Source organism: Lysinibacillus sp. NPDC093712 (assembly GCF_050280025.1).
In the GTDB taxonomy this organism is placed as follows: Bacteria; Bacillota; Bacilli; order Bacillales_A; family Planococcaceae; genus Lysinibacillus.
In genome coordinates this window covers 703,844-728,128 of sequence record NZ_JBNNUU010000001.1, presented here as the reverse complement: position 1 = coordinate 728,128, position 24,285 = coordinate 703,844, and the positions used below count along the sequence as shown (strand labels likewise).

The following is a 24,285-nucleotide window of genomic DNA, read 5'->3' as shown; positions in this document are numbered from 1 at the left end:
AATCCCCCCTATACATGATTTTTCGGATCTGCTGCATCTGCAAATGAATTACCAATAATATAAAATGCTATTGTAATAATACTTAGTACAATACTTGGGAAAATTAACTGATACCTCAAATCTGGTGACATCATAAGAACACGACCTTCGTTAATTAAATTCCCTAAAGAAGGTTCACTAATCGGTAAGCCTAAGCCTATATACGTTAAAAATACTTCTGCCCCAATTGCAAATGGAATCGCCAAACTCATCCGCAGCATAATGACAGATATTAAATACGGTAGGAGATTTTTAATAATAATTCGATAGTCTGGTGTCCCCAAACATTTTGATGCTAAATTATATTCTCGATCTCGTAAAATAACAATCTGATTACGGATAAAGCGTGCCATTTCCACCCAACCGGTAATGCACATTGCAATAATAATGGTCGAAATGCTAGGCCGTAATATATAGGACATTAAAATAAGGACAATTGTTGTTGGGATATTATCTACTACGTTATAAAGCTGAGTAATTGGCATTTCTAATTTACGAGAGAAGCCCCATAGTGTGCCGATTGTAATTCCCACAACCGCTTCAACTAATGCGACAACACAGCCAATCATTAACGATGTCCTTGTCCCAGCCCAAATACGAGACCATAAATCTTGCCCAATCGAGTTAGTGCCAAACCAAAATTCAGCGTTCGGTGCAATATTACGTGCCTGTAATCCCGTTTGTTCATCGAGATATATTTCAGTCGGTGATTTTTGTGCGGGTAAATATGGCTGAAAAATAGTGAAAGCTACAATGATACAAACAATTACTAATAAAAAGACAGCCATGCGGTTTTTCAAAAAGGATTGCCAAGTAGAACGCCAATAGGAATAATTGGAGTAGGCTATTTCTTCCGCCTGACGATCACTAGCTTCAAAAAACTCAAATAGTTCTGCACGAGATTTGTCTGATATATTATCTATCTCTTCTGTATAAATGCTCATTAGCGCACACTCTCCCCTTTCCCTAATTTAATGCGTGGATCAACGAGTGCCATGGCAATATCACCTAAAATCAAACCGATAATACCAAGTGATGAAAAAACAAGCACTAAGCCTTGTACAATCGTATTATCCTGCCGTTGAATAGCATCAACTAGTAATCCTCCCATTCCTGGAATAGAGTACAATGATTCTATATAAATAGAGCCAGTGATTGTAAAAAGGATTGTTGCTGGCAAATATTGCGCCATCGGGATAAATGCATTGCGCAGTACATGACTAAACATCAATGTACGCTCTTTCACTCCTTTTGCACGTGCTAGCTTAATATAATCTTTGTTTAGTTCATCGACCATGTAACGGCGCATCCACATCGCGTAGGAAGCAGTCGGTGCTAACGCCATTGACGTAAGCGGTAATAACCAAGTAATGGGCCTATATTCATCAAAAAGCATCGGCAAATGAAAAATGTCCGTAATATACATTTGAATAACTAAGTAATACACTGCAGCTGGTACAGCTACGACAAAAACAATGTAGCCAGTCCCTAGTCGATCCAACCAACGTCCCTTCATTTGAGCCATCAAAATGCCGAGTGGCATACCGATAAGAAGCGATAAAGCTACAGCTCCTAATCCAAATAACAATGAATACGTTATTTTATCTGAAATAATTGTGACTACAGGAACATCTGTACGATATGTAACAGATTTGCCTAAATCACCTTGAAATAAATCCGCATAAAAATTCCCCAATTGCACAGGCAAAGGATCACGTAAGCCTAAACTTGTTAAATAAGTTTCCTTTTGAGCCGGTGACATTTTCTCTGCCGCTGCCCCTAAATATCCTTCTTCGGGCATTAATCGTAATAACGAGAACACAATCGTGATAATAATAAACAGCGTAATAACGGATTGTAACAAACGCTTTCCTACATACCACAACATACAAAGCCCTCCCCTCCATAAATAGTTTTACAAAGCATGAAGGAGATGCCGAATCAGCATTTTCGGTCATCTCCTCTGTATTGAAAAATCACCACTTATCGCTCTATGATTGAATCTTGGTAATGATTAATCCACTCTGTTATTTTGTTGCATTCGTTAATGCATTCGCACGTTCCTGCTCCCACTGTGTCAAAGCTGCCTTAAACTCATCATTACTCATTGGTTTTTCTAACACTTTTTGCCCTTTAAACTTCTCTGCTGTCACACCAAATGGTGAGTATTGGGCTTCAAATGGATTTAATTTTGAAGCAACATACCCGCTCCCACCAACTGCGTATGGAATTACAAATGCCTCTTCAATTAGGAATGCTTCCGCTTTGGCAAATAGGTTATAGCGTTCTTCCGTCTCAATTGTTGCCTTCGCTTTATCCAATAAATTCAAGTAAATTGTTTGACCATTTGCTTCTGTATACCCTTCCGCTAATTCCGGCTTATTGTAAGTACCGTCTACACTAAATGGTTCTGTATACGTTGACGGATCCGCATAATCTGGACCCCAGTTTGCTTCGATTAATGCAAATTTACCTGGACGTCGAACTTCTGATAAGAAGCCTGTCGATGGACCCGCTTCTACGATAATATCAACATAGTCCACACCTAATAATTTTTCGATTTGTTGTTCAATAACTTGTGTACGATTTGCCCAATCTGGCATCCCTGAATTGTATGGCATTAATACTTTTACAGGGAATGTCGCTTTCCCTTCAAGCGCAGCCATTGCTTTTTCCTTAAACTCTAATGCTAAATCTTTGTTAAAGGAATCATTGCTTGTTATCGCAGCTAATGGTTCAAGTTGTGTATAGTCAACCCCTTCAACATCGACAAAATTTTTCGGTGTGATTGTATTGCTTAGTAAATCTTGAGGATTAAACGGTTCGACTGTTAGCATCGCTGATACACGATCAAATGCATGGAATAAAGACTTTCTGAAATCTTTATTATTAACAGCGACCTTCCAGTTATCAGGCTCATATTCCGCATCGAATTGCGGATTAAAGTTTAAAGCATAGAAATACGAATAAAAATTATTTTGCGTTTGACGTACTTGCGATTTTTTCTTGTCATCATTGAACCATTCATCAATAATGGATGTTGGAATATCTGCTGAATCGATTTCGCCACGTAAAAATAGCTCTGGAGCAACTGTTGCCGCTTCTTTATTATACTTATAGCGAATTCGATCAATTAGAACATTATCCTTATCCCAATACGTGTCATTTTTCACAAGGACACGCTCATTTTGAGGTTCAAATTTATCTAATATATATGCACCGTTATAAAGGAAGTTTTCACGTGTAGTACCAAACTTATCACCTTTTTCAGTTAAAAACTTTCCATTTACAGGGAAGAAGCATACATAGTTCAACATCGAAAGGAAATAAGGTGTCGGTGCCTCTAAAGTATATTCGAGCGTCGATTTATCGATAGCCTTGATCCCTACCTTCGAAAAATCAGTTAGCTCACCGTTATAGAACGCTTCACCATTTTTGACAACGGTTGCACTCCATACAGTAGAAGATTCATTTTTTGCATCTAGCACATAGTGGAGGCCATCTACAAAGTCTTGGGCCACTACATCGGCAAACTCCTTACCTTCATGCGAAACCCATTTCACATCATCACGTAGCTTAAATGTCCAAACAGTTGCATCTTCGTTTGATGACCATTCTTTCGCTATGCCTGGTTGAACGACACCGTACTTATCGTATTCAATGAGCCCGTCAACTAAATTTGCAGCGACAGCAAATTCATTTGTTTCAGATGTTTTTAAATAGTTTAATGTTTTAATCTCTCCTGAATAAACGACCCGGTACTCAGATTTTTTCTCGTCTGAAGAATCATCGCTACAGGCAGCACAAAGTAAGGCGACTAGACATACTAAAAGAAACCATTTCCTTTTCATCATAAGCATCCCCTAAGCTTTTTTTATCATGAAAATCCTATTCCAATTGACTCCGTCATCGTTATTCGATCATTGTTAAAAATGGGACCACCTGCAATAGGATCTTTCACACATAAACTCGGTCCGTCTAAATCTACCATTGTAATATTTTTCTGTGAGGCGGCGAAATGCGCTGCCGCACTGACACTTATTTTGGTTTCAAGCATGCAACCAATCATACAAGGAATGCCATTGGCTTCTGCTATGTTGCATATCTTTTGCGCCTGAAAAATGCCACCTGTTTTCATAAGTTTAATATTAATTAAATCGGCAGCACGTCGTTCGATGATCGTCAAGGCATCCTTTGCTGTAAATACACTTTCATCAGCCAAAATATTAGTGATTGTATTGGCTGTCACGTATTGCATGCCTACAAGGTCATCATAGTGAACAGGTTGCTCGACTAATTCGATATTGGCGTCCGCATCTTCAAGTGCATTTATAATTCGCACTGCTTGCTTCGGCGTCCATCCTTGATTTGCATCAACTCGTAATGTTATCGCATGGCCTACAGCATCCCGTATTGCCAGCACCCGCTTAGCATCTGTCGTGGGATCCTTTCCAACCTTAATCTTTAGTATTTGAAAGCCACGCTCTACTGCAGCAAGGCTATCTTTTATCATTTCTTCAGTATTATTCACACTGATTGTAATATCCGTTATTAACTCCTTTCGATAGCCCCCTAGTAATTTATACAACGGGCTTTTGTAGTACTGTGCATGTAAATCATAAAGTGCCATATCAACCGCTGCCTTAGCACTCGTATTTAAATAAATACTTTTATCTAAACGCTCCATAATGGATGCCATTTCTTCTATATCCATCCCTAAAATTGCTGGTTTAATATAGTGTTCGATTGCATGTGTGATAGAACCAATTGTTTCACCTGTAATGACTGCAGTTGGTGCTGCTTCACCTATGCCAATTTGGCCATCCTCTGAATGGACATAAACAGCAATATTTTGAATGCTATGAACGGTTCGTAATGCCGTTTTAAATGGCACAATGAGCGGAGCTTCGACCTTCCTTACAACTATATTTTTAATTTTCATTTATTCACCTACAGTCTATTCTTATGTTAAAAACTGTAATATTCGAAGCACTTCAAAATAATCATCTGTTACATATTCGACTGTGTTATGCGGCTTAAACGTTGCGTTCGGATAAAATGAGTTTCGGTAGGCACGTGTATGGTCACGATAAATAATTTCCACTACAAATCGGTCGGGCAATGTCACCTGTAAGTCATTCCGTGATACTTTCATTGATGCTTCTACAAGCCGTTTTGTTTCAGCGATTGCCAATTGGGGACTAACACTTATTGTTGCATTGCCTACCCCCTCTTTAGTGGCGAATGTTACGATGTTGCTATTGAATGATTGAATTTCTTCCGTAAGCCCAACATCCCCACTAACAAAAGATACTGGAACGCCATGTAGAGAGGCAGCGTACGTATTAATGAGAAATTCACTTGCATATTCGCCATTTATTTTAATATCTGCAAATACACAAAGCGTGTGTGCTAATGGATTGCGTTCGCTTCCTCCTTTACTGTGATACCCGATGAAAATAGCACGGTCAAAGCTACTATCAAGTCCTGCTACCATACACATCGGGTCATATGTCCAGCCACGAATGACTTTACAATTGATGGGCAAGTTTGCAATATCAAGATTTCGAGCTGAGTCATGGGCATCCTTCAATAAAATTTCCGTTGCACCACCAACTAGCGCACCTTCAATTGCTGCCTCAACTTCCTTCGTCATCTGTTTCTGAAAAAAATGATAATCTGGTCCATTCAGTTCTGTCTCGCTCCACGAGGTTGTTCCTGTAATGCCTTCAATATCTGCACTTATATAAACTTTCATAAATATCGATACTCCTTTATTAAATAATTTTCAATCTTTGCCTCAATAGCACCATAGTTGGCTTCTTTAGCATTTATCCTTCTCGCCCAAGCAATATTGTGAAAGTCATAATGCCACCATTCCTCAGCATAATTCGTAAATCCTACCGCCGTCATACAGTTATATAGAAGACGGCGATGAACACACGCTTCCTTATTTTCATCAGAATGCAGTTCAAAATAGCGCGTTGCTGATTTTTCACTAATTTCATCAAATGCTGTACCAAGATCTAACGCATTGCCCTTATTATCTCCTAGTGTTAAATCAATCGCCCCACCTGTTACATGCGGAACAAAATGCTCTTGACCTTCGCTTGGAAAAGCTACATATTTTAACGTCTCTTTAAAAATAGCTTCTTTTGTGAAGTTTGGATGTTGATGTTGGATTCGTTCTGAAAAATGTGAAAATAAAAATTGTTGTACCTGAAATGGACGGTATCCGTCATATAAAATAAAGCTATAGTTTTCAGGCAATAGCACTAAAGCTTGCTGTAGTCGCTCAAAAGCTTCTTTACGCAAATAAATGGTTTGTAAACTGTTTGCAATTTGTTGTAGGTAATAAACAGGCTGAGTAAAAATTCTAGATTGTTGTTTGTCAATTTTAATCAATGGCTCGAAGCTTTTTTGAATGATAGGAGTTGGTTGTTGATTCTTCGGAGTATAATTCACTTCAATCGGCTGATAAATCTTTTCTTGCATCATACCCACCTCTTTGTAGGAAACAAGTTAAATTATCGGATAATTCAGTATTTTCATTGAATATTAACATACCATATAATTGTTGACTAGATAAAAAAAGTATAATGTCAAAATATTAGCTATTCTCTACTGATTACACAAATTATGCTACAAAGAGAGAAAAAATTAATGTAAAGGCCGAAATTTTAGCTATTTTATAAGTATTTAGCGAATTTTTATATTGAAGGTTGTATAATAATGCCGAAATAAATCAAATAATGGCATCGTGATCATTTTGCCTAAAATTGTAGTTTTAAAAGGAGTTTACTATGGAAATAAAAATGATGGCAGAGGTGTATCGATTAGGAATCACAATAGGATATTTTACAATAAAAGACGTTATTGATTGGGCAGACGCTATTATCGAAAAACTTGAACATCCACCAGTTGAATTAATTGATATTTCTTTATCATCAAAAGCAAAACCGAACGATATCTGTTCATTATTACATTCCTTTTATGGAAGCCCTTATAACGATTCTCCTTTACAAATTCTGCTTGGCATGCTCAGTTGTGAATATACATACTCAAAGAATCTAGGTGAAGTGGCGTCAATGCTATTTAGACTAATTGACTATATTCAGTTAGAGGAACGTGCTGAATGGATATTAAAAGAAATACTGCATTTATCCGATACTTATTTTTTAGCCGAGCAAAAAATATACGGTGATTTACAAGCAGTAGAAAACGACATAAAGAAATTTTTACAGTTATTTTAAAATAAAGAAGCTATTGAAACACCTTAGTGCTCAATAGCTTTTCGTTTAATTTTTAAATTTATAAGCTTCTACTACATGACCGTTTCGACCAGTAGTTGTTTGCGCCTGTGAAAGTGAATTTAAAATGGCTTCCTCTGTTACTTCTGCTGCGGCTGTAAATAACTGATTCATAATCGGGTGATCTTCGCGTAGCTGCTGTCGTGTCTCCAAAAATTGATCTGTACTATGTGAAATAAGTCTTGCCGTCGTAAAGCCAATCACTATATCGCCACTTCCATGAGAATAATGACTGCCTGTACGTCCAAGTCCGATTCCACAGCGTTTAATAACACGAGTTAGTTGGCGGCTACTAAGGGGTGCATCCGTCGCTAATACAATGATAATCGAGCCATCCGTTGGTGATAATACAGTGTTGCTTTGAGCAGGCACGTTGTAGTGTTCAGTTAAAAACTCTGAGCTATGGCCAAAATTACTTAAAACCATACAACCAACTGTGTAGTTGATTTTTTCTTCATTTTCTATTGTCACAATGCGCGATGATGATCCTATTCCCCCCTTATAGCCGAAACAAATCATCCCTTTTCCCGCGCCAACAGCGCCTTCTTCTGCTACATCTTCAGATGCGTTATGAATCGCTTCTACTGCGTGATTTGGTGTAACTGGACAAGCCCGAATAGAATTTAAATAACTATCATTACATTCCCCCACTACAAGATTAATAGTCCCTGTGCTATCGCCAATTTCCTTATTCGTCTCTAACATATATTGCAACGTTCCTTGTGTTACAGCTGGCACACCAAAAGTATTTGTCAGCATAATTGGCGATTCAATCACACCTAGTTCATTTACTTGAACGAGTCCTGTTGTCTTGCCAAAACCATTTAACACATAACTTGCACCTGTAACTTTTTGTTGGAATAAATTTCCTCCATGCGGTAAAATGGCCGTTACACCTGTACAGGCGTATGTCCCGTCTTCGTTTAAGCTTTCATCAAGTGTGACATGCCCTACTTGCACCCCTTGTACATCAGTAATACAATTTTTTTTACCCACTGGTAACATGCCTATTGTAATTCCCATTTCCCGCACTTTTTTTGTCATTTTATCGCTCCTTATCAAAAAGCTCTTCTCTATTCTAGTGCCTTATCTACAGCCGCTAGCGCATGAATAATGGTCGTGTCGAAAACAGGGACTGAAACATCTTCTTGCTGAATTAACAATCCGATCTCAGTACAGCCTAGAATAATTCCTTGTGCGCCAGATTTCACAAGATTTGCAATAACCTGTAAATAGGTTTCTTTTGAAGTTGCATCAATTTTTCCTAAACATAATTCTTCATAAATAATTCGATTAATGACCGTTCGTTCTTCATCGTTTGGCACTATTACGTTAATGCCAAACTGTTCGATTCTCGTTTTATAAAACGCTTGCTCCATCGTATATTTTGTACCAAGCAGTGCAATTGTTTGTAAACGAGCCTGTTGAATTTGACTAGCTGTTGCATCAGCAATATGTAAAATTGGAATTGTAATATTCTTCTCAATAACATCCATTACCTTATGCATTGTGTTTGTACAAATAACAATAAAATCGGCACCTGCTTTTTCTAATGATAATGCCGCTTCCCCTAATATTTCCCCCGCATTTTGCCATTGTCCGTTCGCTTGATAATGCTCAATTTCTTGAAAATCAACACTATATAAAATACATTTTGCTGAATGTAAGCCACCCAACTGCTGCTGTACCTTCTCATTAAGTAGACGGTAATACATAGCCGAAGACTCCCAACTCATACCACCAATTAATCCAATCGTCTTCAAATCATCAACTCCTAATCTATAAAATCCTCTTTCGCCATCTAACGTGATTTCATCGTAATTCTTTATTAAAATAGAAGGAAAAAAACTACTTTCTTTGCCAATAACAGCGTTTTCCGTAAAACTTTATACTAAAAATAGTCATTTCATCCTTACTATATATAGGTATAAAAGAAAAACCAAGTTCAATACTAAATTGAAAACAATTCTACATTTACTGTAGTCGACACCTGCTTTCCTTTACTACCATTTTACCACCATGTAAATATTTACAAAATAACAATACTCTTCAAAAATTAAATATCATTTTATTATTATGAATTTTTAAAAATTTGATGTTTAATGAAAAAAAAGTGTAAAATAAAAACTTATTGAAAAAGGAGGAAGACAAATGGAATGGATTTCAAATATTGTAGATGGCACGAATGATATATTATGGACGTACCTCTTAATTATATTATTATTAGCAGCTGGATTATATTTTACGTTTGGCTCTAAGTTTGTACAAATACGTCTTTTCCCTGAAATGTTTCGTTTAATAACTGAGAAAAGAGATGGTGAATCTGGTGTTTCTCCGTTTCAAGCTTTTACGATTAGCGCGGCGTCGCGTGTAGGTACTGGTAATATTACAGGTGTTGCACTTGCTATCGGTGTTGGTGGCCCTGGCGCAGTATTTTGGATGTGGATTATTGCCATCCTCGGTATGGCTACAGCTTTTATTGAAAGTACACTCGCTCAAGTTTATAAAGTAAAAGACGGCGATACTTTTCGTGGTGGCCCTGCCTATTATATAGAAAAGGCATTAGGAAAACGTAAGTTAGGAATCGTTTTTAGTATTCTTTTAACGCTGAGCTTTGGCTTTATTTTTAACGCTGTACAGTCAAATACGATTGCAACTTCTGTAGGTGAAGCATTTCATATTAAACCAGTTGTTATTGGTATTCTATTAGTTGTGCTAACGGCGATGATTATTTTCGGTGGTGTACATAGAATTGTTAAATTCACACAAGTAATTGTACCTGTAATGGCCGTATTTTACTTACTCGTTGCACTTTATGTCGTTGTAACAAATTTAGGAGAAATTCCAGCAGTGTTCAAGCTCATATTCTCTCAAGCGTTTGGGCTTCAGGAAGCGGCTGGCGGGGCGATTGGTATTGCCATTATGCAAGGTGTTCGTAGAGGATTATTTTCCAATGAAGCCGGTATGGGTAGTGTGCCAAATGCAGCAGCAACAGCCAATACTTCACACCCTGCTAAACAAGGACTTGTGCAAAGTTTAGGTGTATTTTTTGATACAATTATGATTTGTTCAGCAACTGCCTTTATTATTATTTTGGCTGGCTTATACAAAACAGGTGAAAGTGATGGTATTATCCTTACACAAAACTCATTAGCTGTACATGTTGGCGATTGGGCACCTTATTTTATCGCAATTAGTATTATTTTCTTCGCATTCAGCTCCGTTATTGGTAATTATTATTATGGAGAATCAAATATTGAGTTTATCAATGCACACAAAGGCTGGATGACCCTATATCGCATTTTAGTACTAGCAATGGTAATGTTCGGTTCAGTAGCTCAAGTACAACTTGTATGGAACTTAGCTGATTTATTTATGGGGCTAATGGCGCTAATCAATATTACGGTGATTATGATCCTCGGTAAAATCGCATTCCGAGTTTTAGATGATTTCACGCAACAACGTAAAAAAGGAAAAAACCCTGTCTTTTACGCAAAATCTATCCCAGGATTGAAAAATACAGATTGCTGGGAAGATGACCGATCATAAAATAAATGCCATCCCTCCAACTAAAATTGGTGGATGGCATTTTTGTGCCATTTTATGTGCCAGGCACCCAAACAATTTTGAATATTCCCTCAACAATGCCAGGCACTTAAACAATTTTGAATTTTGCCAGTTGTGCTACCCCTTTTTTATCATAGCTTCTGTGAACGCCTGCGATTGCCCTCTTGGAATACTCAATGTTTTCCACTCATCCCCTTTTATTTGCTTACCTACATAGACAATTTGCCCGACATGCGAAGCGTAATGCGCCATCTGTCTTTCAATAGCATCTATCACTGTATGCTGCTGTCCTCTTATTGTGACGTTGGCCAACAAATCTTCTGCTGTTAAACTATGCAAAGCATTAAAAAATACTTGCCAGCCCTTTTCCCAAATAGCTATTAACTCTTCTTTAGTATCAATGCTATCAATAAATTCATCATCACGATTCCTTGTCGTTTTCTCGCCATCCGTTAATAAAAAGTCAGTCCATCTTGAAATCATGTTTCCGCTAACATGTTTGACAATGACCGCAATACTATTCGACTCCTCGTTAAAAGCCCAGTGCAATTGCTCAATGTCTAATTGTGCAATTGTTTTCTCGCCATCCGCTTTGACAGATTTAAATCTTTCTAGTACAACGTGTAAATATGTTTCACCCATGCTCATACAAAACTACCTCCCCTTATTTGAAGCCGGAACATTCATATTATAACAAGTGCCAGGCACCCAAACAATTTCGAATTTTGCCAATCTTTTTAGTGTCAGGCACCTCAACTCAGGCACCGCACCTCAAAAAAACTGTAGCAAACGTACTCGTTGCTACAGTGTCCCTTTAATGACGCGTCTGTAAATTCAAACGCTTTTCCATTCTATTGAAAATAAACGTAAATGCTAATACTAGTATTAAATAAAATGCACCTGTAACCATGTATGTTTCTAATGGACGATAGTTTGCACCCGCAATGGCTAATGTAGTACTCCATAAATCTGACATACCGATATAAGCAACAAGGGCAGATTCCTTCAATAATATAATGAATTGATTACCTAGTGGTGGAATCGCTCTACGCATAGCTTGAGGTAAAATTACTCGGCGCATCCCCAACGTCTGGGACATCCCCAACGAACGAGCTGCCTCCATTTGACCACGATCGATTGACTGAATTGCACCTCGGAAAATTTCAGAAATATACGCTCCATTATGGACAGCTAAAGCTAATACTCCCGCCCAAAAAGAAGGTAGCGTTAGGAACGAAGAAATACCAAAATATAAAATAAAAATTTGAACAATCATCGGTGTACCACGGATAATGGCTAAATACACTGCCGCAAAATATTTCAGCACTTTTATTTTTGACATATTAAAAAAGGCGATAATTAATCCGACGATACTACCTAAAACTAATGAACAAATCGTTACTGAAAGTGTTACCCATAGTGCATCAAAAAGCATTTTATAATTCGATTGAAAAATTTCTAACATCTATTCACCCACTCTGTTGTCATCATTGTTGTAGGTAACGGAGAAATGTTTTCCTCCGTTACTCATTTACTAACTCTTTCGTCCATTAAGTTAAAGCCAAACCATTTTTCACTGATCTTTGCATATGTTCCATCCTCAATTAGTTGTGCTAATGCTATATTTAACTTTTCTTTTAATTCCACATTTTTTTTATTAACTGCAATTGCTTGTTCATTTACTGCTAATAAATCCCCAACAGCTTTAACGGGTATTTTCGCTTCATCGATAGCAAGCTGTGCAAAAATATTATCTGCCACAACGGCATCTAACCGACCTGTCTTAATATCCATCAATGCTGCAACATCACCTTGCGGATAAGTTATGACATTTTCCTTAGCCGTTAATTTTAACGCATCTGTTTCATAATTAGTGGCAGGTACAGCACCAATTACTTTGCCCTGTGCATCTGCTCCTGATTTAATCGTCGTATTATTTTCAGCAACAAATAGTTGTGAGCCTGAACGATAGTAAGTATCTGTGAAGCTAACAACCTTTAAGCGCTCCTCAGTGACTGTCATACTCCCTAAAATCGCATCAAATTTATCGTCTAAAAGACCTTGAATAATAGATTCAAATGGGAAAGTCATTGGGACAGGTTTCATGCCCATTTTTTCTGCTAACGCTTCTCCAAGTTCTACATCAAACCCTACTAACTCACCATTTTCCTTATAGTTAAATGGCTTATAAATTCCACTCATTGCATAAACAAATTCCTCTTGCCCATTGCCTGAAGATGCTGCTTTTTTTGGTTCTTCATTTGAACTACAGCCTACTAAAAGTCCTACCCCTAATGTTAAAGTTGCTAATAATGCTTTAAGCTTGAACCGTTTCATGTTTACTACCCCCTATATGTAAAATTCTATTTAAAAATTGCTTCGTTCGTTCATTTTTTGGATTATCAAAGAAAGTATCTGGATGACCTTCTTCTAAAATTTGTCCGCCCTCCAAAAAGACGATATGATTTCCTACTTCACGTGCAAAGCCCATTTCATGCGTTACAATAACCATCGTCATACCATCATTAGCAAGCTGCTTCATAACTTGTAGTACTTCTCCAACTAACTCTGGATCTAATGCAGAGGTTGGTTCATCAAATAACATCACTTTTGGCTCCATCGCTAAAGCACGTGCAATGGCTACACGTTGCTTTTGACCGCCCGATAAACTATCAGGGTACATTGTTGCTTTATCACGTAACCCTACTTTTTCAAGTAAATCATATGCATAAGCAGTTGCTTTTTCTTTTGACTGCTTTTTCACAAAGATTGGTGCTTCGATTATATTTTCAAGTACTGTCCGATGAGGGAAAAGATTAAAATGCTGGAACACCATACCTACCTCAGCTCGAATTTTATTTAAATCAGTTTTAGTAGCTTGTATGGCCTGTCCTTCAATACTTATTTGTCCTTCATCATATAACTCTAAAAAGTTTAAACAACGTAACAATGTGCTTTTTCCTGAACCACTCGCTCCAATTAATACAACAACATCCCCTTGCTGTACTTGTAAATCTACCCCCTTTAAAACTTGTAAGGGGCCAAAGGATTTTTTTAAATTGTTGACTTGAATCATTGCTGTCACCCTTCCTGCAAACACTTCGGTCTCATTCATAATTTCACTGTTTTTAATTGGTGTTACTCGACTTTTTATCTACCATTCTATATATTGTTATTTTTCTACTAAGTTAAAGACTCCCCCTCGTTCATAATCCCCTTGCACATTTGTTAAATATATCAATTATCTGAAATTACTAAATTGCCAAATAATTAATATACTTTTAATTAAACCGTAATAATATTGTTGAAAAAAGGGCTTTTATTAGACAAAATAGTATCTTTTTTTAATATGTTAGTCCCTTACACTTACTTAAAGTATCAATTTTCAACATTTAGGATTCATAAACTTTATAAATAGAGTATGATAAAAAGTAATTATTTTAATATTTCCAATTATTTAAAAGGTGATGATTTGCGATGTATAAACTATTAATTGCTGACGATGAGTTTGAAATTCGTAATGGCTTAAGCAGTTATTTTCCATGGGAAGAAATTGGTTTTGAAATAGTTGGTGCTGTTGAAAATGGTATAGAGGCTTTAGCTTTTATTAATAACCATCATGTCGACGTGTTACTCACAGATATAAGGATGTCAGAGCTAACAGGAATCGAAATTGCTAAACAGCTCGATGAACAAAAATCACCGATCCATGTCGTGTTTTTAAGTGGGTATAAAGATTTTGATTATGCACAGCAAGCTATCCAATATGGTGTAAAAAACTATATAACCAAACCAACAAAATACAGTGAACTTGTCACAGTTTTTACAAAGATTAAAGCACAGCTCGACGAAAAATATGTAACTTTTAAAACGGACTTTAATCATGATAAGGTCATTGAAACGATATTAAATTATGTTAACGAGCATTACCAACATGCTTCTCTTGAAGGTGCGTCACAGCTTGTGCATTTAAATCCAGTCTACATCAGTAAATATTTCAAGGAAAAAACGGGTCGCAACTTCTCTGATTTTGTCGTAGAAGTAAAAATGGAAAAGGCAGCGATTTTTCTAAAAAACCCTGACTATAAAATTTACGAAATTAGTGAATTAACGGGATATAGCAACGCTAAAAATTTCACCCGGACATTCCGTAAATATTATGGTAAAACACCTCGTGAATTTCGAAACGAGGAGTGTGGTCTTCACATTGACTAACCATTACATACGCACCTATTTTTTAAAAAACTTAATTAGCTTATTAATACCAATGCTTATTCCACTCATTGTATTAGGGGCATTATCCATTTTTCTAATTCAACAATATGTATTACAGGATATTATTGATCGCAACACAGATCTTTTAACGCAAACAAAGGAAAATATCGAGCTAATTTTTTATGAGCTCGATTCGTTAAATAGCTATATTATTTCTAGTACAAATCAATTTGACAACCTGCAGCAACTTATGGATAAGCCAACACTTACTCACCAGGACTATAAGGACCTTGTCACATTAAAAAATTTTATTGATGCACCAAAAGAAGCTAGAGAATATATCCACTCGATATACATCTATGTAAAAAACGATTCTGGAAAGTATTTATCGACGACAACAACTGGTTTAGTCGAATTAAGAAATACACTCGATTTTAATTGGTATCATAGCTTTGTGACCCATCTCGGCTATGAGGAAACGTGGGCTGAATCAAGGACCATTAAACGTATGACGAATAACCAAATGGATACACCTTTAAATATTATTACGATGTATCGGACCATTCCTAAAAATAATGGCGTGCTTGTCTTAAATATTAAAGCAGACTATTTACAGCAACAGCTCGCGTCACTGTCAACGACAGTTGGACGCAATTTAGTCATCGTGGACAATAAAAATAATATTATTTTTAACGAACAAAATTATGAGCTAGGTAACCGAATCATACAAAGGCTAACATCTAATCCTAATACATTTTTTGATATGACGATTGATGGCAAGCCATACGTTATTTCTAAAATGGAGTCATCAAAATATGACTGGACATTTTTATCAATCAATCCTAAAACGAGTCTTTACCAAGTACCAAAGAAACTGTTGAAGCTTGTATTATTTCTTTCAGCGATTTGCATCATGGGCAGTGTCATCTATGCCTACTGGGTAACAAGAAAAGCTACTGTTCATATGCGAAAGATATTAGCTATTTTCCAATCTGCTGAACAAGGCGGTGCATTACCTGACATTTCAATCCCTGTTAATGATGTGTATAGTCTAATTACACATAAAGTTTTATTGAATTTTACGGAGCAAAATACTTTGAAAAGAAAGCTAGCTGAGAAAAAATACAAGGAGCAAACGTTAGAACTAGCCGCCCTACAATCCCAATTAAACCCTCATTTTTTATTTAACACACTGGAAACATTGAACTGGCGCGCGATATCATTAACAGGGAAACCGAATGAATTAAATGACATGATTGATAATTTAGCGACGATTCTCCGCTACTCACTAGATGATGAATCAAGTATGGTACCAATAATGGAGGAAATTAAATACACGAGGCACTATATTGATATTTTGAAAGCGCGTCATCAAAATCAATTTCACGTTCTATGGGAATATGATGATGATATTATGCCATTCAAAGTGAAAAAGTTGACGATTCAGCCATTAATTGAAAATGCCATCGAGCATGGGAAACCAAAAAAGCAGCTTTGTCATATTAAAATTAAAATGACCGTTCAAGGCGATTTGATGACTTTAGTCGTTATCGATAATGGAAAAGGCATGAACCGAAGTCAGCTACAAATCGTGCGTGAGCGTCTTCAGCAAAATGAACAATACAGCCATATCGGGTTAAGTAATACACACAAGCGACTCCTCGTCGCCTTTGGTGAGCATGGAGGGCTTACGATCTTAAGCAAAAAAGGCTGGGGAACGGTCGTTAAGATGAAGATTCCGTTGAAAATATAAGCGATTGCGCAAAAAAGCTAGTGCTATATCCATTTAGCACTAGCTTTCATTTTATAAGTTTTCGTCTATATATGTTTCTAAATCGCCCACGATCGTATCGATCGGTACATCTGCTGCGTCCTTCGCATAGCCGTCATATTGTTTTACAAGGATACCATCTTTATCGACTAAGAAAAATTGGATACCATGGATAACTTGATCTGAATTCGGGTCATCTTTTACTAGTGATTTTGTGGATTTCACTGCAAATTGCTCAATATATGACTGAGAATATCCCGTAAGGAGATTCCATTTTGATTCATCAGGCACTGTATATCTCGCTAAATAGTCAGCTAGCACTTCAGGTGTATCAACTTCAGGATCTACTGAAAAAGCAACAAGATTGTAATCCTCTATTCCTTTTTTCATGAGCTTTTCTTGTATTTGCGTCATGTTAAACGTCATTGGTGGACAAACTGAATTACAATTCGTGAAAATATACATGCCTAACCAAGGTTTGCCTTTTAAACTTTCAAGTGAAACATTTTCTCCACGTTGATTGACATGGTCAAAATCTTGTATTTCATAACTATAATCAGCTTTAAATTTCACATTTCCACATGCACTAAGTACTGAAACTAACGCTAATAGTAACACGAATCCTATTACCTTATTTTTCATCTTCACACACTCCCTACCAACATTACCCTCATCTTATCGAATGGTGTAAGCGTTGACAACTACCTGTAGTGACAGCTTTCTTACATCTTTGTGAAATCACCTATCCTTAATCGAAACAAGCACATCATGTATTGCATCTAGCTTTACTTCTACTCGGTACAAAACAAAATAACAGTAGAATGCTGCCACCTCCCAATTCAATCCAGTACATCAAAATAATTAGACATGTTGTGTTGAAATTTAACAAAATAGTCTATCGAATTTTAGTAAAATCTCAATGAATATACTGAAAAGCTTGATAGATTGACTCAATTTGCTATGATTTATTTAAAGGATTGCACACCGTCTATGCTTAATATATATAGTTGTATTTAAATAAGGCGGTGAGTTTAGTGTGTGATAAGGAGGAAAAAAAGATATGACAACAACTGAAACTATAAAAAAAGTCTCAAATAAATCCATTCCCTCTACTAGAAATCATCAAATATCAAATGCAATTCAAGAAGTTGATTTAATTGAACAAAGCTTACTACCTAAAAAATCAGCACGTTCTTTTTTAAAAGATTTACGTGAAGAGAAATAGTAATGAAGTATAGAGTTAACACAACTCCTACATTTGAAAAGGAGTTTAAGCGATTACTAAAGCGCTATCCAAAGATAGTTGATGATTTTGAAGCATTAATTGATGAAATCGAAGTAGGTGCTGAATTAGGCGAACCTATCCAGGGTGTAGGTGTAAAATTCGAAAATAGTAAAAAAAGGTTTAAAATTTTCAAAAAAAAGAATGGCAAACACCAGTGCGAAGCAAGGTAAGTCTGGTGGATTTCGAGTTATTATTTATTTGATTACGAGTAATAATTTAGTATATTTATTGGATATATACTCGAAAAACGAGCAGGAAAATATTTCTACAAAAGATATTATAAACTTAATTAAAAAGAATGAACTACAACTTAAATAATGTTAAGTTTAAAAAAGAAAACTGCTACGTTTCTAGATTAACGTGACCCTTACAATAAGTGTCCACCATAGCGACACCAAGTTTCACAGAAAAAGTGTTAGATATCAATTAATCTAACACTTTTTCTCTTTGTGTTTCAGACTCTATATTGTCAATTTAAATGAGGAATGTCGTCGTAGCATTCACTATTTTATGAAAATGTTAGCATATCACTTTAGCTAATAATGCTTCTTTGTGAAATCATCTATCCTTAATCGAAACAAGCACATCATGTATTGCATCTAGCTTTACTTCTACGCGATGTAATAAATAAAACGACATGAGGATCGGAAAGCCAATATTGGATACCATATTCAGCCACTGTTCCATACTGCCCCCTCCTTTCGACATTTTGCTGACGTCTTAAAAATGGTCTTTGCAGCTTAGTGCAAAGACCATTTCAATCAATTCATACCTAGTTCAAATTCTGAAACTTGACGATCAATTATTCGCGCACCCTTAATCCCAACAAAAGCACCAGCTTGTCCACCAAATACACTGTTCATAATAATCGTTTGCATTACTTGTTGTATTTCAGCAGGTGTAACGTTTGGCTTCGGTGCATCAATCGCAATCGTTGCCGTCTTCCCCATCTCTGTTTCAAACTGTAACTCTAATACTTTTGCCATTATAATCACTCCTTGCTTTTACTGACTTTACGATAATTCTGTTGTTTCTTGCTTCATAATACTGTCGAGTGGCTGAGATGAAAGACTTGCAATCGCTTTAGCTACCGCTACTAATGCTGTTGTTGTATGCGTATCATTTAAATGACGGTATGTTTTGATTGCAAACTTCGGCTCATTTTTTTCATTGTGCCCTGCCAAATACTTTAAGCGAAGCGTTGCACCTAAAAATTGTGTTTTTGCCATCCGTAACACCCCCTTTCTGCACACTATATACGTCTATTTCTTGTGCAAAGGGACATTAATTTGAAATTTTATTTTGAAACAAGCAGCTGTTTACCACAACAAAATAAACTAGCGTGAAAAATACATCAATAAAAAAGCCGTCCGACTATCCGAACGACTTTAAAATATTTTATTTGTTTCTTTAGTGTAAGAAGGTTCCTAACTCAAGTAGCCATTCAAAGCAAATCGAATAATCCGTCGGGAACTAAAATTAATTTATTATTTGTAAAATCACTAATTGCCTTCCATAGCAACTTGAACGTTGCACCATTATCTTCTTTTCCAAGAAAAGAAGGGTTTGCATAAAAGGACTTGTCTACAAATTCAGCATCATATACAAATACTACTTCGTGTCCAAGGTCACCGTTATATGTAAATATGTTTTCAATTGTTCCTATATAGGATAAATTATGTATACTTGCCTCTATTTCTTCAAGTACTTCTCTCTGTATTGCTTGCGCACTTGTCTCTCCGAATTCAATTTTCCCACCAATTGGCCGATAGTAAAATTCTCCTTTTACTTCATCAAAACCTTCGGCGACAAGTATTAAATCGTCATATCTAAATAAACAAATTACTTTTGCTATAATTTGCTCAGCCCTCATTCTATACCTCCAAACGCCACCCATCAGTGAAAACTTCTTTTTTATACCAATTAGGTACTGCTCATCACGGAGTGGCCTTATTTATTTTCTCAGATATGATATGGCAAATCATAATCGTACCTGTAAATATAAATGTATGCATTAATGCTTCAAGAAAAGGATATTTTCGGTTAAATAGTTGAACAACTAGCATTAAAATAAAAGCTAAACTATAAAAGCCATAAAAAATTATATTTTTTAAGATAAATGTTGCACTTCCTTTATCCTTCATTTTAACGAAAGAGATTCACTGACTCCTCCCTCTTTAATTTTTATCAAACAATTACCCTTTTTAATCAGAAAAATCTCCATCAGATTTTGTAGATTACCTTATCATTATTGATTCTGAATCTCTTTTATTTCTGCACTGTATTTTTCAAAAATAGTTTCTATAATTTCGTGATGTATTATTAAATCTTCATTTCTTTCTCTCTCTTCCCATGATGATAGAGCCTTTGATGTGTTCAATTCATTAGTATTATTTAAATTGTAACGTCCATTGTTCATGTTGATGATACCATAATCACCATATGTATTCTTTTTTAAGAAAAGGATATAATCATCCCTACCTATTTCTTTATAATTACTAATTGTTTTTACCTTCTTTACTTTGCCTACATCCTCAAAAATAGTGATAGGTTCAATTACGCTTATTATTTCCTCTTCATTATAATGCTCATTTTCAGGTTGTTTTAGGATTTTTTTAATATTCACATCAGTTTTTGTAATGCCTTCAATTAAAAATTCAGGTTGATATTTATCTTTAGGCGTCTCATAAAACGTATTAATATGTTCGCGATCTTCAAAGTTCTGAGTTGCTTGTGCAATAATAATAAGTTCTGAATTTTGCTCTAATGTTTCAAGATTAGCGTAACTTATATAGTTTCCATTTGTATTAACATTAGGAATCTCATCTATTGTTTCTTTATTTGGGAGTTTATCTTTTTTACTTTCCTCCTGGTTCTTTGGTAGATTAAGAATAGTAGTAACTATTATTAAAACTATAAATGCACTTACAACTGTTAAAAATAATTTCTTACTTTTCATAGTACCTCCTGCTCTTAACCGAATCATACATTTCAGTAAGAACCTAAATAATTTGTTTCAAGTTCAGTCTCTATAATTTCCATATCATAATAAACTTTATAGGCCTTAGCGTTAGGTCTTGAACTGACAATATGGCTGATTTCTTGGTCTATGAAATGAATAGCAACACCATCATCAGCTGCATATCCAGGTTTAATGCTATTAGAAGCAATAAGCTTTTGATACGAAGGCCTTCTATCGGCTTCTCCATCGTAGTGAGGACAATTACTACCTTTTAGAAACCCTAAACACTCTAATGGCTCAAGTCCATCTCCATAAGAATCTGTAATCCCTTCTTCGAACCAACAAATGGAACCTGCACTAATACCAGCTAGTACAATGCCTCGTTCCCAAGCTTTTTTCAAAATGGCGTCCAGCCCCCACTCTTTCCATAAAACTAATAAATTTTTTGTATTACCACCACCAACATAAATAATGTCTTTCTCCAGTAAAAAACTTTCTAAATCTCTTGTAGGTGGGTTAAATAGTGATAAATGTGATGGTTGACATTCCTGTTTTTTAAAGAAATGATAAAATCGAGAAATATAATTATCTGAATCCCCACTTGCTGTTGCAATAAAACAGATTTTCGGATTTGATTTATTAGATTGCTTAAGAATATATTGATCTAATAAAGGATTTTCTGGCTCCATTGAAAAGCCACCTCCGCCAAGTGCAATAATTTGCTTCATTATTCTCCATCCTTTCAACTTTGTTCTTTATGGATTATAATACCTCATACGACAATAATTTGGATGATTTTCACCATTTCCATTTTAGAAAATGTCCAATACATTTATACGAAAAATGAATAAGTTCCTTATGGTTATTTTATACACTTTATACAAAAATATTTAAAATGGAAATAAAATAGAGTTAACACATGCTCTTTGGCGGGCAAAATTATTAAACTATATTTAAGGAGCGCAGCATTTGAAAAAATTCGTAATGGTAGTGACGCTTGTTAATTGTTTAATTATCTTTTCCCTTATAGGATGTTTTGGCTATGTAAAATATAAACTTTACGCTATAAAAAAAGAGACTTACGAATTTTTAATAGATGTTAAGAAGTATGATAAGGAACAAATATATTCACTCGACTCAAAGCTAGGTGTCGGCATCATATTTCAGGCATCTGTTGTTTTTGAAGATGAACAAAATATCGTATACGACTATGCGAAAATCCAAGGGCAAATTAAGCAAATATACCCTAGCGAAGCTGATACTGATGACAATTATAAACATAAAGAACAATAATATAACGTAAAATAAGCACCTCGCTTTTTACATCCTATATCCCATCGATCAATATTAATTGATTAACGAGGCTGTTTTCGAATTTTGCTCTCTTACACCTCCCATTGAGTAAAACAGGATACAATTCCCATATTAAGGACTTGACTCTAAAATTGAATAATAATTATAATTCAACTATTCAACAAATGACTTGAATAGTTAAAAGAATGGCCTTGCCTCTATAACCTTCTCTCAATGAATAATAGTCTTAGACCTGTTAAAAAGTAAAATAAAATTTTAATAATTTAGTCAAATAGCTAGAAAGATGGTGTTTCATACAATTGGAGACTGCGAATAATTCAATCGGGCATGTAAATTCCCCCGAAAAACTAAAAATAATGTATAAAAGAGTTTTACTTGTAGTAAGTTTATCCCAAGTTTTTGGAGGAGCCGGTCTTGCAGCTGGTATTACTGTAGGTGCTCTGTTAGCGCAGCAAATGCTTGGGACGGACGCAGTTGCTGGATTACCCTCTGCCCTATTCACATTAGGTTCTGCAATTGCAGCATTTCTAGTTGGAAAGCTCTCTCAACGCTACGGTCGTCGTATAGGTCTAACTATAGGTTTTATTACAGGTGGACTTGGAGCGATAGGCGTCGTCATTGCAGCTTTACTCAATAGTGTTTTCTTATTGTTTGCTTCCCTACTTGTTTACGGTGCAGGAACAGCAACAAATTTACAGGCTCGATATGCAGGGACAGATTTAGCAAATAAAAAACAACGAGCAAAGGCTATAAGCACGACAATGGTTATGACAACATTCGGCGCTGTTGCAGGACCAAATTTAGTTGAAGTTATGGGGAAATTTGCCCTTTCTATCGGTATTCCTTCATTAGCTGGCCCATTTATCTTATCTGCAGTGGCATTCATAATGGCAGGATTGGTTCTTTTCATCATGCTTCGTCCCGATCCTTTACTGCTAGCAAAATCAATAGAAGCTTATAAACAACAAGACGCTGAGGGCGTTATCACTCATTCTAGTCCTTTAATAAATAAAAATGGTATTATTGTAGGCGCAGTTGTCATGGTCCTCACGCAAATCGTTATGGTTGCTATTATGACAATGACGCCAATTCATATGCAACATCATGGACATAGTTTAAGTGCTGTAGGTATCGTGATTGGTTTTCATGTTGGATCAATGTATCTCCCTTCCCTTGTAACTGGAATTCTTGTAGACAAAATTGGTAGAACCGCTATGAGTATTGCTGCAGGTGTTACTTTACTGTTTGCAGGTTTAGTCGCTGCATATGCACCAAGTGATTCAATGTTTATGCTCATATTGGCCCTTTCTTTATTAGGATTAGGATGGAATTTTGGCTTAATTAGTGGAACTGCTCAAATTGTTGATTCTACAGAACCATCAACACGTGCTAAAATTCAAGGAACAATTGACGTTTTTATTGCATTAGCTGGAGCTACAGGAGGAGCTCTTTCAGGAGTCATTGTTGCAAATTCAAGTTACGCAGTTTTATCTTTAACTGGTGGACTTTTATCATTATTACTAATTCCTGTTATAATATGGTATCGTAAAGCGAAATAAGCATTCATTTATTTTAAGTAATCGACCAGGTTCTTATGTGAGAATGAGACCTGGCTTTACTAGCGAACCTTCGTTATCCGCTTCACTAATTATTTTGAAACAAACTGAAATATCTTCTCCTATAACTAAATTGATAGGGAATTCACCGATGCCTTTAATCAGTTATTTACTCGACTAAAGCAAGCTATTTTATATAATTTAACTGCTTAATAAAACACCTTTTTAAAAAACAAACATATATTAAGTTATTGGCTGAAAAAACG

The 24,285-nt window shown here is 35.9% G+C and carries 28 protein-coding genes; 9 read left to right on the top strand and 19 right to left on the bottom strand.

The window, feature by feature from the left end; translation table 11 throughout:
- Positions 1-8: 8 nt before the first annotated feature.
- The 6 genes from ACQKNX_RS03730 to ACQKNX_RS03705 form a co-directional block, all read right to left on the bottom strand.
- Positions 9-983: an ABC transporter permease gene (locus ACQKNX_RS03730; protein ID WP_427427628.1), complete on the bottom strand. Its 975-nt coding sequence runs from the start codon at positions 981-983 to the stop codon at positions 9-11.
- On the bottom strand, positions 983-1,927 hold the full coding sequence (locus ACQKNX_RS03725; RefSeq protein ID WP_340824715.1) for an ABC transporter permease: 945 nt from the start codon (positions 1,925-1,927) through the stop codon (positions 983-985). Before ACQKNX_RS03725 ends, ACQKNX_RS03730 begins: the two co-directional genes overlap by 1 nt.
- 139 nt (positions 1,928-2,066) lie before the next feature.
- The gene (locus ACQKNX_RS03720; RefSeq protein WP_427427627.1) at positions 2,067-3,893 is read right to left on the bottom strand and encodes a peptide ABC transporter substrate-binding protein; all 1,827 of its coding nucleotides are present in this window, start codon (positions 3,891-3,893) and stop codon (positions 2,067-2,069) included.
- Positions 3,894-3,916: 23 nt separating this feature from the next.
- Positions 3,917-4,981 carry a dipeptide epimerase gene (locus ACQKNX_RS03715; protein WP_427427626.1) on the bottom strand — a complete coding sequence of 355 codons (1,065 nt, stop codon included), beginning with the start codon at positions 4,979-4,981 and terminating at the stop codon, positions 3,917-3,919.
- A gap of 21 nt (positions 4,982-5,002) precedes the next feature.
- A complete protein-coding gene (locus ACQKNX_RS03710; protein ID WP_427427625.1) occupies positions 5,003-5,797 on the bottom strand; it encodes a M55 family metallopeptidase in 795 nt (264 codons plus the stop codon).
- A complete protein-coding gene (locus ACQKNX_RS03705) occupies positions 5,794-6,537 on the bottom strand; it encodes a M15 family metallopeptidase (protein ID WP_427427624.1) in 744 nt (247 codons plus the stop codon). The genes ACQKNX_RS03710 and ACQKNX_RS03705 overlap by 4 nt, the downstream gene beginning before the upstream one ends.
- Positions 6,538-6,842: 305 nt before the next feature.
- On the opposite strand from ACQKNX_RS03705, the gene ACQKNX_RS03700 reads away from it, so the two are divergent.
- Positions 6,843-7,292 (top strand): hypothetical protein, encoded by a 450-nt coding sequence (locus ACQKNX_RS03700; protein WP_427427623.1) that lies wholly within the window; start codon positions 6,843-6,845, stop codon positions 7,290-7,292.
- 45 nt (positions 7,293-7,337) lie between these two features.
- Here ACQKNX_RS03700 and ACQKNX_RS03695 read toward each other — a convergent pair whose 3' ends face one another.
- Positions 7,338-8,393, bottom strand: coding sequence for a P1 family peptidase (locus ACQKNX_RS03695; RefSeq protein ID WP_427427622.1), 1,056 nt, complete (start codon positions 8,391-8,393; stop codon positions 7,338-7,340).
- Between the two features lie 29 nt (positions 8,394-8,422).
- Positions 8,423-9,112, bottom strand: coding sequence for an aspartate/glutamate racemase family protein (locus ACQKNX_RS03690; protein ID WP_427427621.1), 690 nt, complete (start codon positions 9,110-9,112; stop codon positions 8,423-8,425).
- A gap of 388 nt (positions 9,113-9,500) precedes the next feature.
- On the opposite strand from ACQKNX_RS03690, the gene ACQKNX_RS03685 reads away from it, so the two are divergent.
- On the top strand, positions 9,501-10,898 hold the full coding sequence (locus ACQKNX_RS03685) for an alanine/glycine:cation symporter family protein (protein ID WP_427427620.1): 1,398 nt from the start codon (positions 9,501-9,503) through the stop codon (positions 10,896-10,898).
- Positions 10,899-11,033: 135 nt separating this feature from the next.
- Here the strand turns inward: ACQKNX_RS03685 and ACQKNX_RS03680 are convergent, their stop codons facing one another.
- From ACQKNX_RS03680 to ACQKNX_RS03665, 4 genes are all read right to left on the bottom strand, one after another.
- A complete protein-coding gene (locus tag ACQKNX_RS03680) occupies positions 11,034-11,564 on the bottom strand; it encodes a DUF1572 family protein (RefSeq protein ID WP_427427619.1) in 531 nt (176 codons plus the stop codon).
- 166 nt (positions 11,565-11,730) lie between these two features.
- On the bottom strand, positions 11,731-12,381 hold the full coding sequence (locus ACQKNX_RS03675; RefSeq protein WP_340824729.1) for an amino acid ABC transporter permease: 651 nt from the start codon (positions 12,379-12,381) through the stop codon (positions 11,731-11,733).
- A 62-nt stretch (positions 12,382-12,443) separates the two neighbouring features.
- Positions 12,444-13,253, bottom strand: a complete 810-nt coding sequence (locus tag ACQKNX_RS03670; RefSeq protein ID WP_427427618.1) for a transporter substrate-binding domain-containing protein — start codon at positions 13,251-13,253, stop codon at positions 12,444-12,446.
- The gene (locus ACQKNX_RS03665) at positions 13,234-13,992 is read right to left on the bottom strand and encodes an amino acid ABC transporter ATP-binding protein (RefSeq protein ID WP_427427617.1); all 759 of its coding nucleotides are present in this window, start codon (positions 13,990-13,992) and stop codon (positions 13,234-13,236) included. Before ACQKNX_RS03665 ends, ACQKNX_RS03670 begins: the two co-directional genes overlap by 20 nt.
- Positions 13,993-14,393: 401 nt before the next feature.
- Between ACQKNX_RS03665 and ACQKNX_RS03660 the strand changes: the two genes are divergently transcribed.
- Both ACQKNX_RS03660 and ACQKNX_RS03655 read left to right on the top strand, forming a co-directional pair.
- Positions 14,394-15,131 (top strand): response regulator transcription factor, encoded by a 738-nt coding sequence (locus ACQKNX_RS03660; protein WP_427427616.1) that lies wholly within the window; start codon positions 14,394-14,396, stop codon positions 15,129-15,131.
- Positions 15,124-16,884, top strand: coding sequence for a cache domain-containing sensor histidine kinase (locus ACQKNX_RS03655; RefSeq protein WP_427427615.1), 1,761 nt, complete (start codon positions 15,124-15,126; stop codon positions 16,882-16,884). The genes ACQKNX_RS03660 and ACQKNX_RS03655 overlap by 8 nt, the downstream gene beginning before the upstream one ends.
- A gap of 51 nt (positions 16,885-16,935) precedes the next feature.
- Here the strand turns inward: ACQKNX_RS03655 and ACQKNX_RS03650 are convergent, their stop codons facing one another.
- The gene (locus tag ACQKNX_RS03650; RefSeq protein ID WP_427427614.1) at positions 16,936-17,544 is read right to left on the bottom strand and encodes an SCO family protein; all 609 of its coding nucleotides are present in this window, start codon (positions 17,542-17,544) and stop codon (positions 16,936-16,938) included.
- A 418-nt stretch (positions 17,545-17,962) separates the two neighbouring features.
- Here ACQKNX_RS03650 and ACQKNX_RS03645 point away from each other — a divergent pair, with 418 nt between their 5' ends.
- The 3 genes from ACQKNX_RS03645 to ACQKNX_RS03635 are packed head-to-tail and all read left to right on the top strand — an operon-like array spanning position 17,963 to position 18,505.
- Complete coding sequence (locus ACQKNX_RS03645; RefSeq protein WP_340824738.1) at positions 17,963-18,127, top strand: hypothetical protein; 165 nt, start codon at positions 17,963-17,965, stop codon at positions 18,125-18,127.
- Between the two features lie 2 nt (positions 18,128-18,129).
- The gene (locus tag ACQKNX_RS03640) at positions 18,130-18,357 is read left to right on the top strand and encodes a hypothetical protein (RefSeq protein ID WP_427427613.1); all 228 of its coding nucleotides are present in this window, start codon (positions 18,130-18,132) and stop codon (positions 18,355-18,357) included.
- Positions 18,329-18,505: a type II toxin-antitoxin system RelE/ParE family toxin gene (locus ACQKNX_RS03635; RefSeq protein WP_427427612.1), complete on the top strand. Its 177-nt coding sequence runs from the start codon at positions 18,329-18,331 to the stop codon at positions 18,503-18,505. Before ACQKNX_RS03640 ends, ACQKNX_RS03635 begins: the two co-directional genes overlap by 29 nt.
- A 240-nt stretch (positions 18,506-18,745) precedes the next feature.
- Here the strand turns inward: ACQKNX_RS03635 and ACQKNX_RS03630 are convergent, their stop codons facing one another.
- The 6 genes from ACQKNX_RS03630 to ACQKNX_RS03605 all read right to left on the bottom strand — a co-directional run bounded on the left by ACQKNX_RS03630 (position 18,746) and on the right by ACQKNX_RS03605 (position 21,877).
- On the bottom strand, positions 18,746-18,874 hold the full coding sequence (locus ACQKNX_RS03630; protein ID WP_340824740.1) for a YvrJ family protein: 129 nt from the start codon (positions 18,872-18,874) through the stop codon (positions 18,746-18,748).
- Between the two features lie 74 nt (positions 18,875-18,948).
- Complete coding sequence (locus tag ACQKNX_RS03625; RefSeq protein ID WP_427427611.1) at positions 18,949-19,173, bottom strand: DUF2922 domain-containing protein; 225 nt, start codon at positions 19,171-19,173, stop codon at positions 18,949-18,951.
- A gap of 27 nt (positions 19,174-19,200) precedes the next feature.
- Positions 19,201-19,416 (bottom strand): DUF1659 domain-containing protein, encoded by a 216-nt coding sequence (locus ACQKNX_RS03620; RefSeq protein ID WP_427427610.1) that lies wholly within the window; start codon positions 19,414-19,416, stop codon positions 19,201-19,203.
- A gap of 215 nt (positions 19,417-19,631) precedes the next feature.
- The gene (locus ACQKNX_RS03615) at positions 19,632-20,060 is read right to left on the bottom strand and encodes an NUDIX hydrolase (RefSeq protein ID WP_427427609.1); all 429 of its coding nucleotides are present in this window, start codon (positions 20,058-20,060) and stop codon (positions 19,632-19,634) included.
- Between the two features lie 375 nt (positions 20,061-20,435).
- Positions 20,436-21,146 (bottom strand): hypothetical protein, encoded by a 711-nt coding sequence (locus ACQKNX_RS03610; protein ID WP_427427608.1) that lies wholly within the window; start codon positions 21,144-21,146, stop codon positions 20,436-20,438.
- A 32-nt stretch (positions 21,147-21,178) separates the two neighbouring features.
- A complete protein-coding gene (locus ACQKNX_RS03605; protein WP_427427607.1) occupies positions 21,179-21,877 on the bottom strand; it encodes a Type 1 glutamine amidotransferase-like domain-containing protein in 699 nt (232 codons plus the stop codon).
- A 241-nt stretch (positions 21,878-22,118) separates the two neighbouring features.
- Here ACQKNX_RS03605 and ACQKNX_RS03600 point away from each other — a divergent pair, with 241 nt between their 5' ends.
- Positions 22,119-22,442 (top strand): hypothetical protein, encoded by a 324-nt coding sequence (locus ACQKNX_RS03600; protein WP_427427606.1) that lies wholly within the window; start codon positions 22,119-22,121, stop codon positions 22,440-22,442.
- A 377-nt stretch (positions 22,443-22,819) separates the two neighbouring features.
- Positions 22,820-24,022, top strand: coding sequence for an MFS transporter (locus ACQKNX_RS03595; RefSeq protein ID WP_427428259.1), 1,203 nt, complete (start codon positions 22,820-22,822; stop codon positions 24,020-24,022).
- Positions 24,023-24,285: the final 263 nt, after the last annotated feature.

What these genes read in the sequence shown, in the direction of transcription:
- ACQKNX_RS03610 (WP_427427608.1), bottom strand. Translation starts at nt 21,146, where the DNA reads ATGAAAAGTAAGAAATTATTTTTAACAGTTGTAAGTGCATTTATAGTT.
- ACQKNX_RS03710 (WP_427427625.1), bottom strand. Translation starts at nt 5,797, where the DNA reads ATGAAAGTTTATATAAGTGCAGATATTGAAGGCATTACAGGAACAACC.
- ACQKNX_RS03635 (WP_427427612.1), top strand. Translation starts at nt 18,329, where the DNA reads ATGGCAAACACCAGTGCGAAGCAAGGTAAGTCTGGTGGATTTCGAGTT.
- ACQKNX_RS03660 (WP_427427616.1), top strand. Translation starts at nt 14,394, where the DNA reads ATGTATAAACTATTAATTGCTGACGATGAGTTTGAAATTCGTAATGGC.
- ACQKNX_RS03700 (WP_427427623.1), top strand. Translation starts at nt 6,843, where the DNA reads ATGGAAATAAAAATGATGGCAGAGGTGTATCGATTAGGAATCACAATA.
- ACQKNX_RS03675 (WP_340824729.1), bottom strand. Translation starts at nt 12,381, where the DNA reads ATGTTAGAAATTTTTCAATCGAATTATAAAATGCTTTTTGATGCACTA.
- ACQKNX_RS03645 (WP_340824738.1), top strand. Translation starts at nt 17,963, where the DNA reads ATGACAACAACTGAAACTATAAAAAAAGTCTCAAATAAATCCATTCCC.
- ACQKNX_RS03695 (WP_427427622.1), bottom strand. Translation starts at nt 8,393, where the DNA reads ATGACAAAAAAAGTGCGGGAAATGGGAATTACAATAGGCATGTTACCA.
- ACQKNX_RS03595 (WP_427428259.1), top strand. Translation starts at nt 22,820, where the DNA reads ATGTATAAAAGAGTTTTACTTGTAGTAAGTTTATCCCAAGTTTTTGGA.
- ACQKNX_RS03715 (WP_427427626.1), bottom strand. Translation starts at nt 4,981, where the DNA reads ATGAAAATTAAAAATATAGTTGTAAGGAAGGTCGAAGCTCCGCTCATT.
- ACQKNX_RS03670 (WP_427427618.1), bottom strand. Translation starts at nt 13,253, where the DNA reads ATGAAACGGTTCAAGCTTAAAGCATTATTAGCAACTTTAACATTAGGG.
- ACQKNX_RS03605 (WP_427427607.1), bottom strand. Translation starts at nt 21,877, where the DNA reads ATGAAGCAAATTATTGCACTTGGCGGAGGTGGCTTTTCAATGGAGCCA.
- ACQKNX_RS03705 (WP_427427624.1), bottom strand. Translation starts at nt 6,537, where the DNA reads ATGATGCAAGAAAAGATTTATCAGCCGATTGAAGTGAATTATACTCCG.
- ACQKNX_RS03730 (WP_427427628.1), bottom strand. Translation starts at nt 983, where the DNA reads ATGAGCATTTATACAGAAGAGATAGATAATATATCAGACAAATCTCGT.
- ACQKNX_RS03725 (WP_340824715.1), bottom strand. Translation starts at nt 1,927, where the DNA reads ATGTTGTGGTATGTAGGAAAGCGTTTGTTACAATCCGTTATTACGCTG.
- ACQKNX_RS03615 (WP_427427609.1), bottom strand. Translation starts at nt 20,060, where the DNA reads ATGAGGGCTGAGCAAATTATAGCAAAAGTAATTTGTTTATTTAGATAT.
- ACQKNX_RS03650 (WP_427427614.1), bottom strand. Translation starts at nt 17,544, where the DNA reads ATGAAAAATAAGGTAATAGGATTCGTGTTACTATTAGCGTTAGTTTCA.
- ACQKNX_RS03680 (WP_427427619.1), bottom strand. Translation starts at nt 11,564, where the DNA reads ATGAGCATGGGTGAAACATATTTACACGTTGTACTAGAAAGATTTAAA.
- ACQKNX_RS03640 (WP_427427613.1), top strand. Translation starts at nt 18,130, where the DNA reads ATGAAGTATAGAGTTAACACAACTCCTACATTTGAAAAGGAGTTTAAG.
- ACQKNX_RS03665 (WP_427427617.1), bottom strand. Translation starts at nt 13,992, where the DNA reads ATGATTCAAGTCAACAATTTAAAAAAATCCTTTGGCCCCTTACAAGTT.
- ACQKNX_RS03685 (WP_427427620.1), top strand. Translation starts at nt 9,501, where the DNA reads ATGGAATGGATTTCAAATATTGTAGATGGCACGAATGATATATTATGG.
- ACQKNX_RS03720 (WP_427427627.1), bottom strand. Translation starts at nt 3,893, where the DNA reads ATGATGAAAAGGAAATGGTTTCTTTTAGTATGTCTAGTCGCCTTACTT.
- ACQKNX_RS03620 (WP_427427610.1), bottom strand. Translation starts at nt 19,416, where the DNA reads ATGGCAAAAACACAATTTTTAGGTGCAACGCTTCGCTTAAAGTATTTG.
- ACQKNX_RS03630 (WP_340824740.1), bottom strand. Translation starts at nt 18,874, where the DNA reads ATGGAACAGTGGCTGAATATGGTATCCAATATTGGCTTTCCGATCCTC.
- ACQKNX_RS03625 (WP_427427611.1), bottom strand. Translation starts at nt 19,173, where the DNA reads ATGGCAAAAGTATTAGAGTTACAGTTTGAAACAGAGATGGGGAAGACG.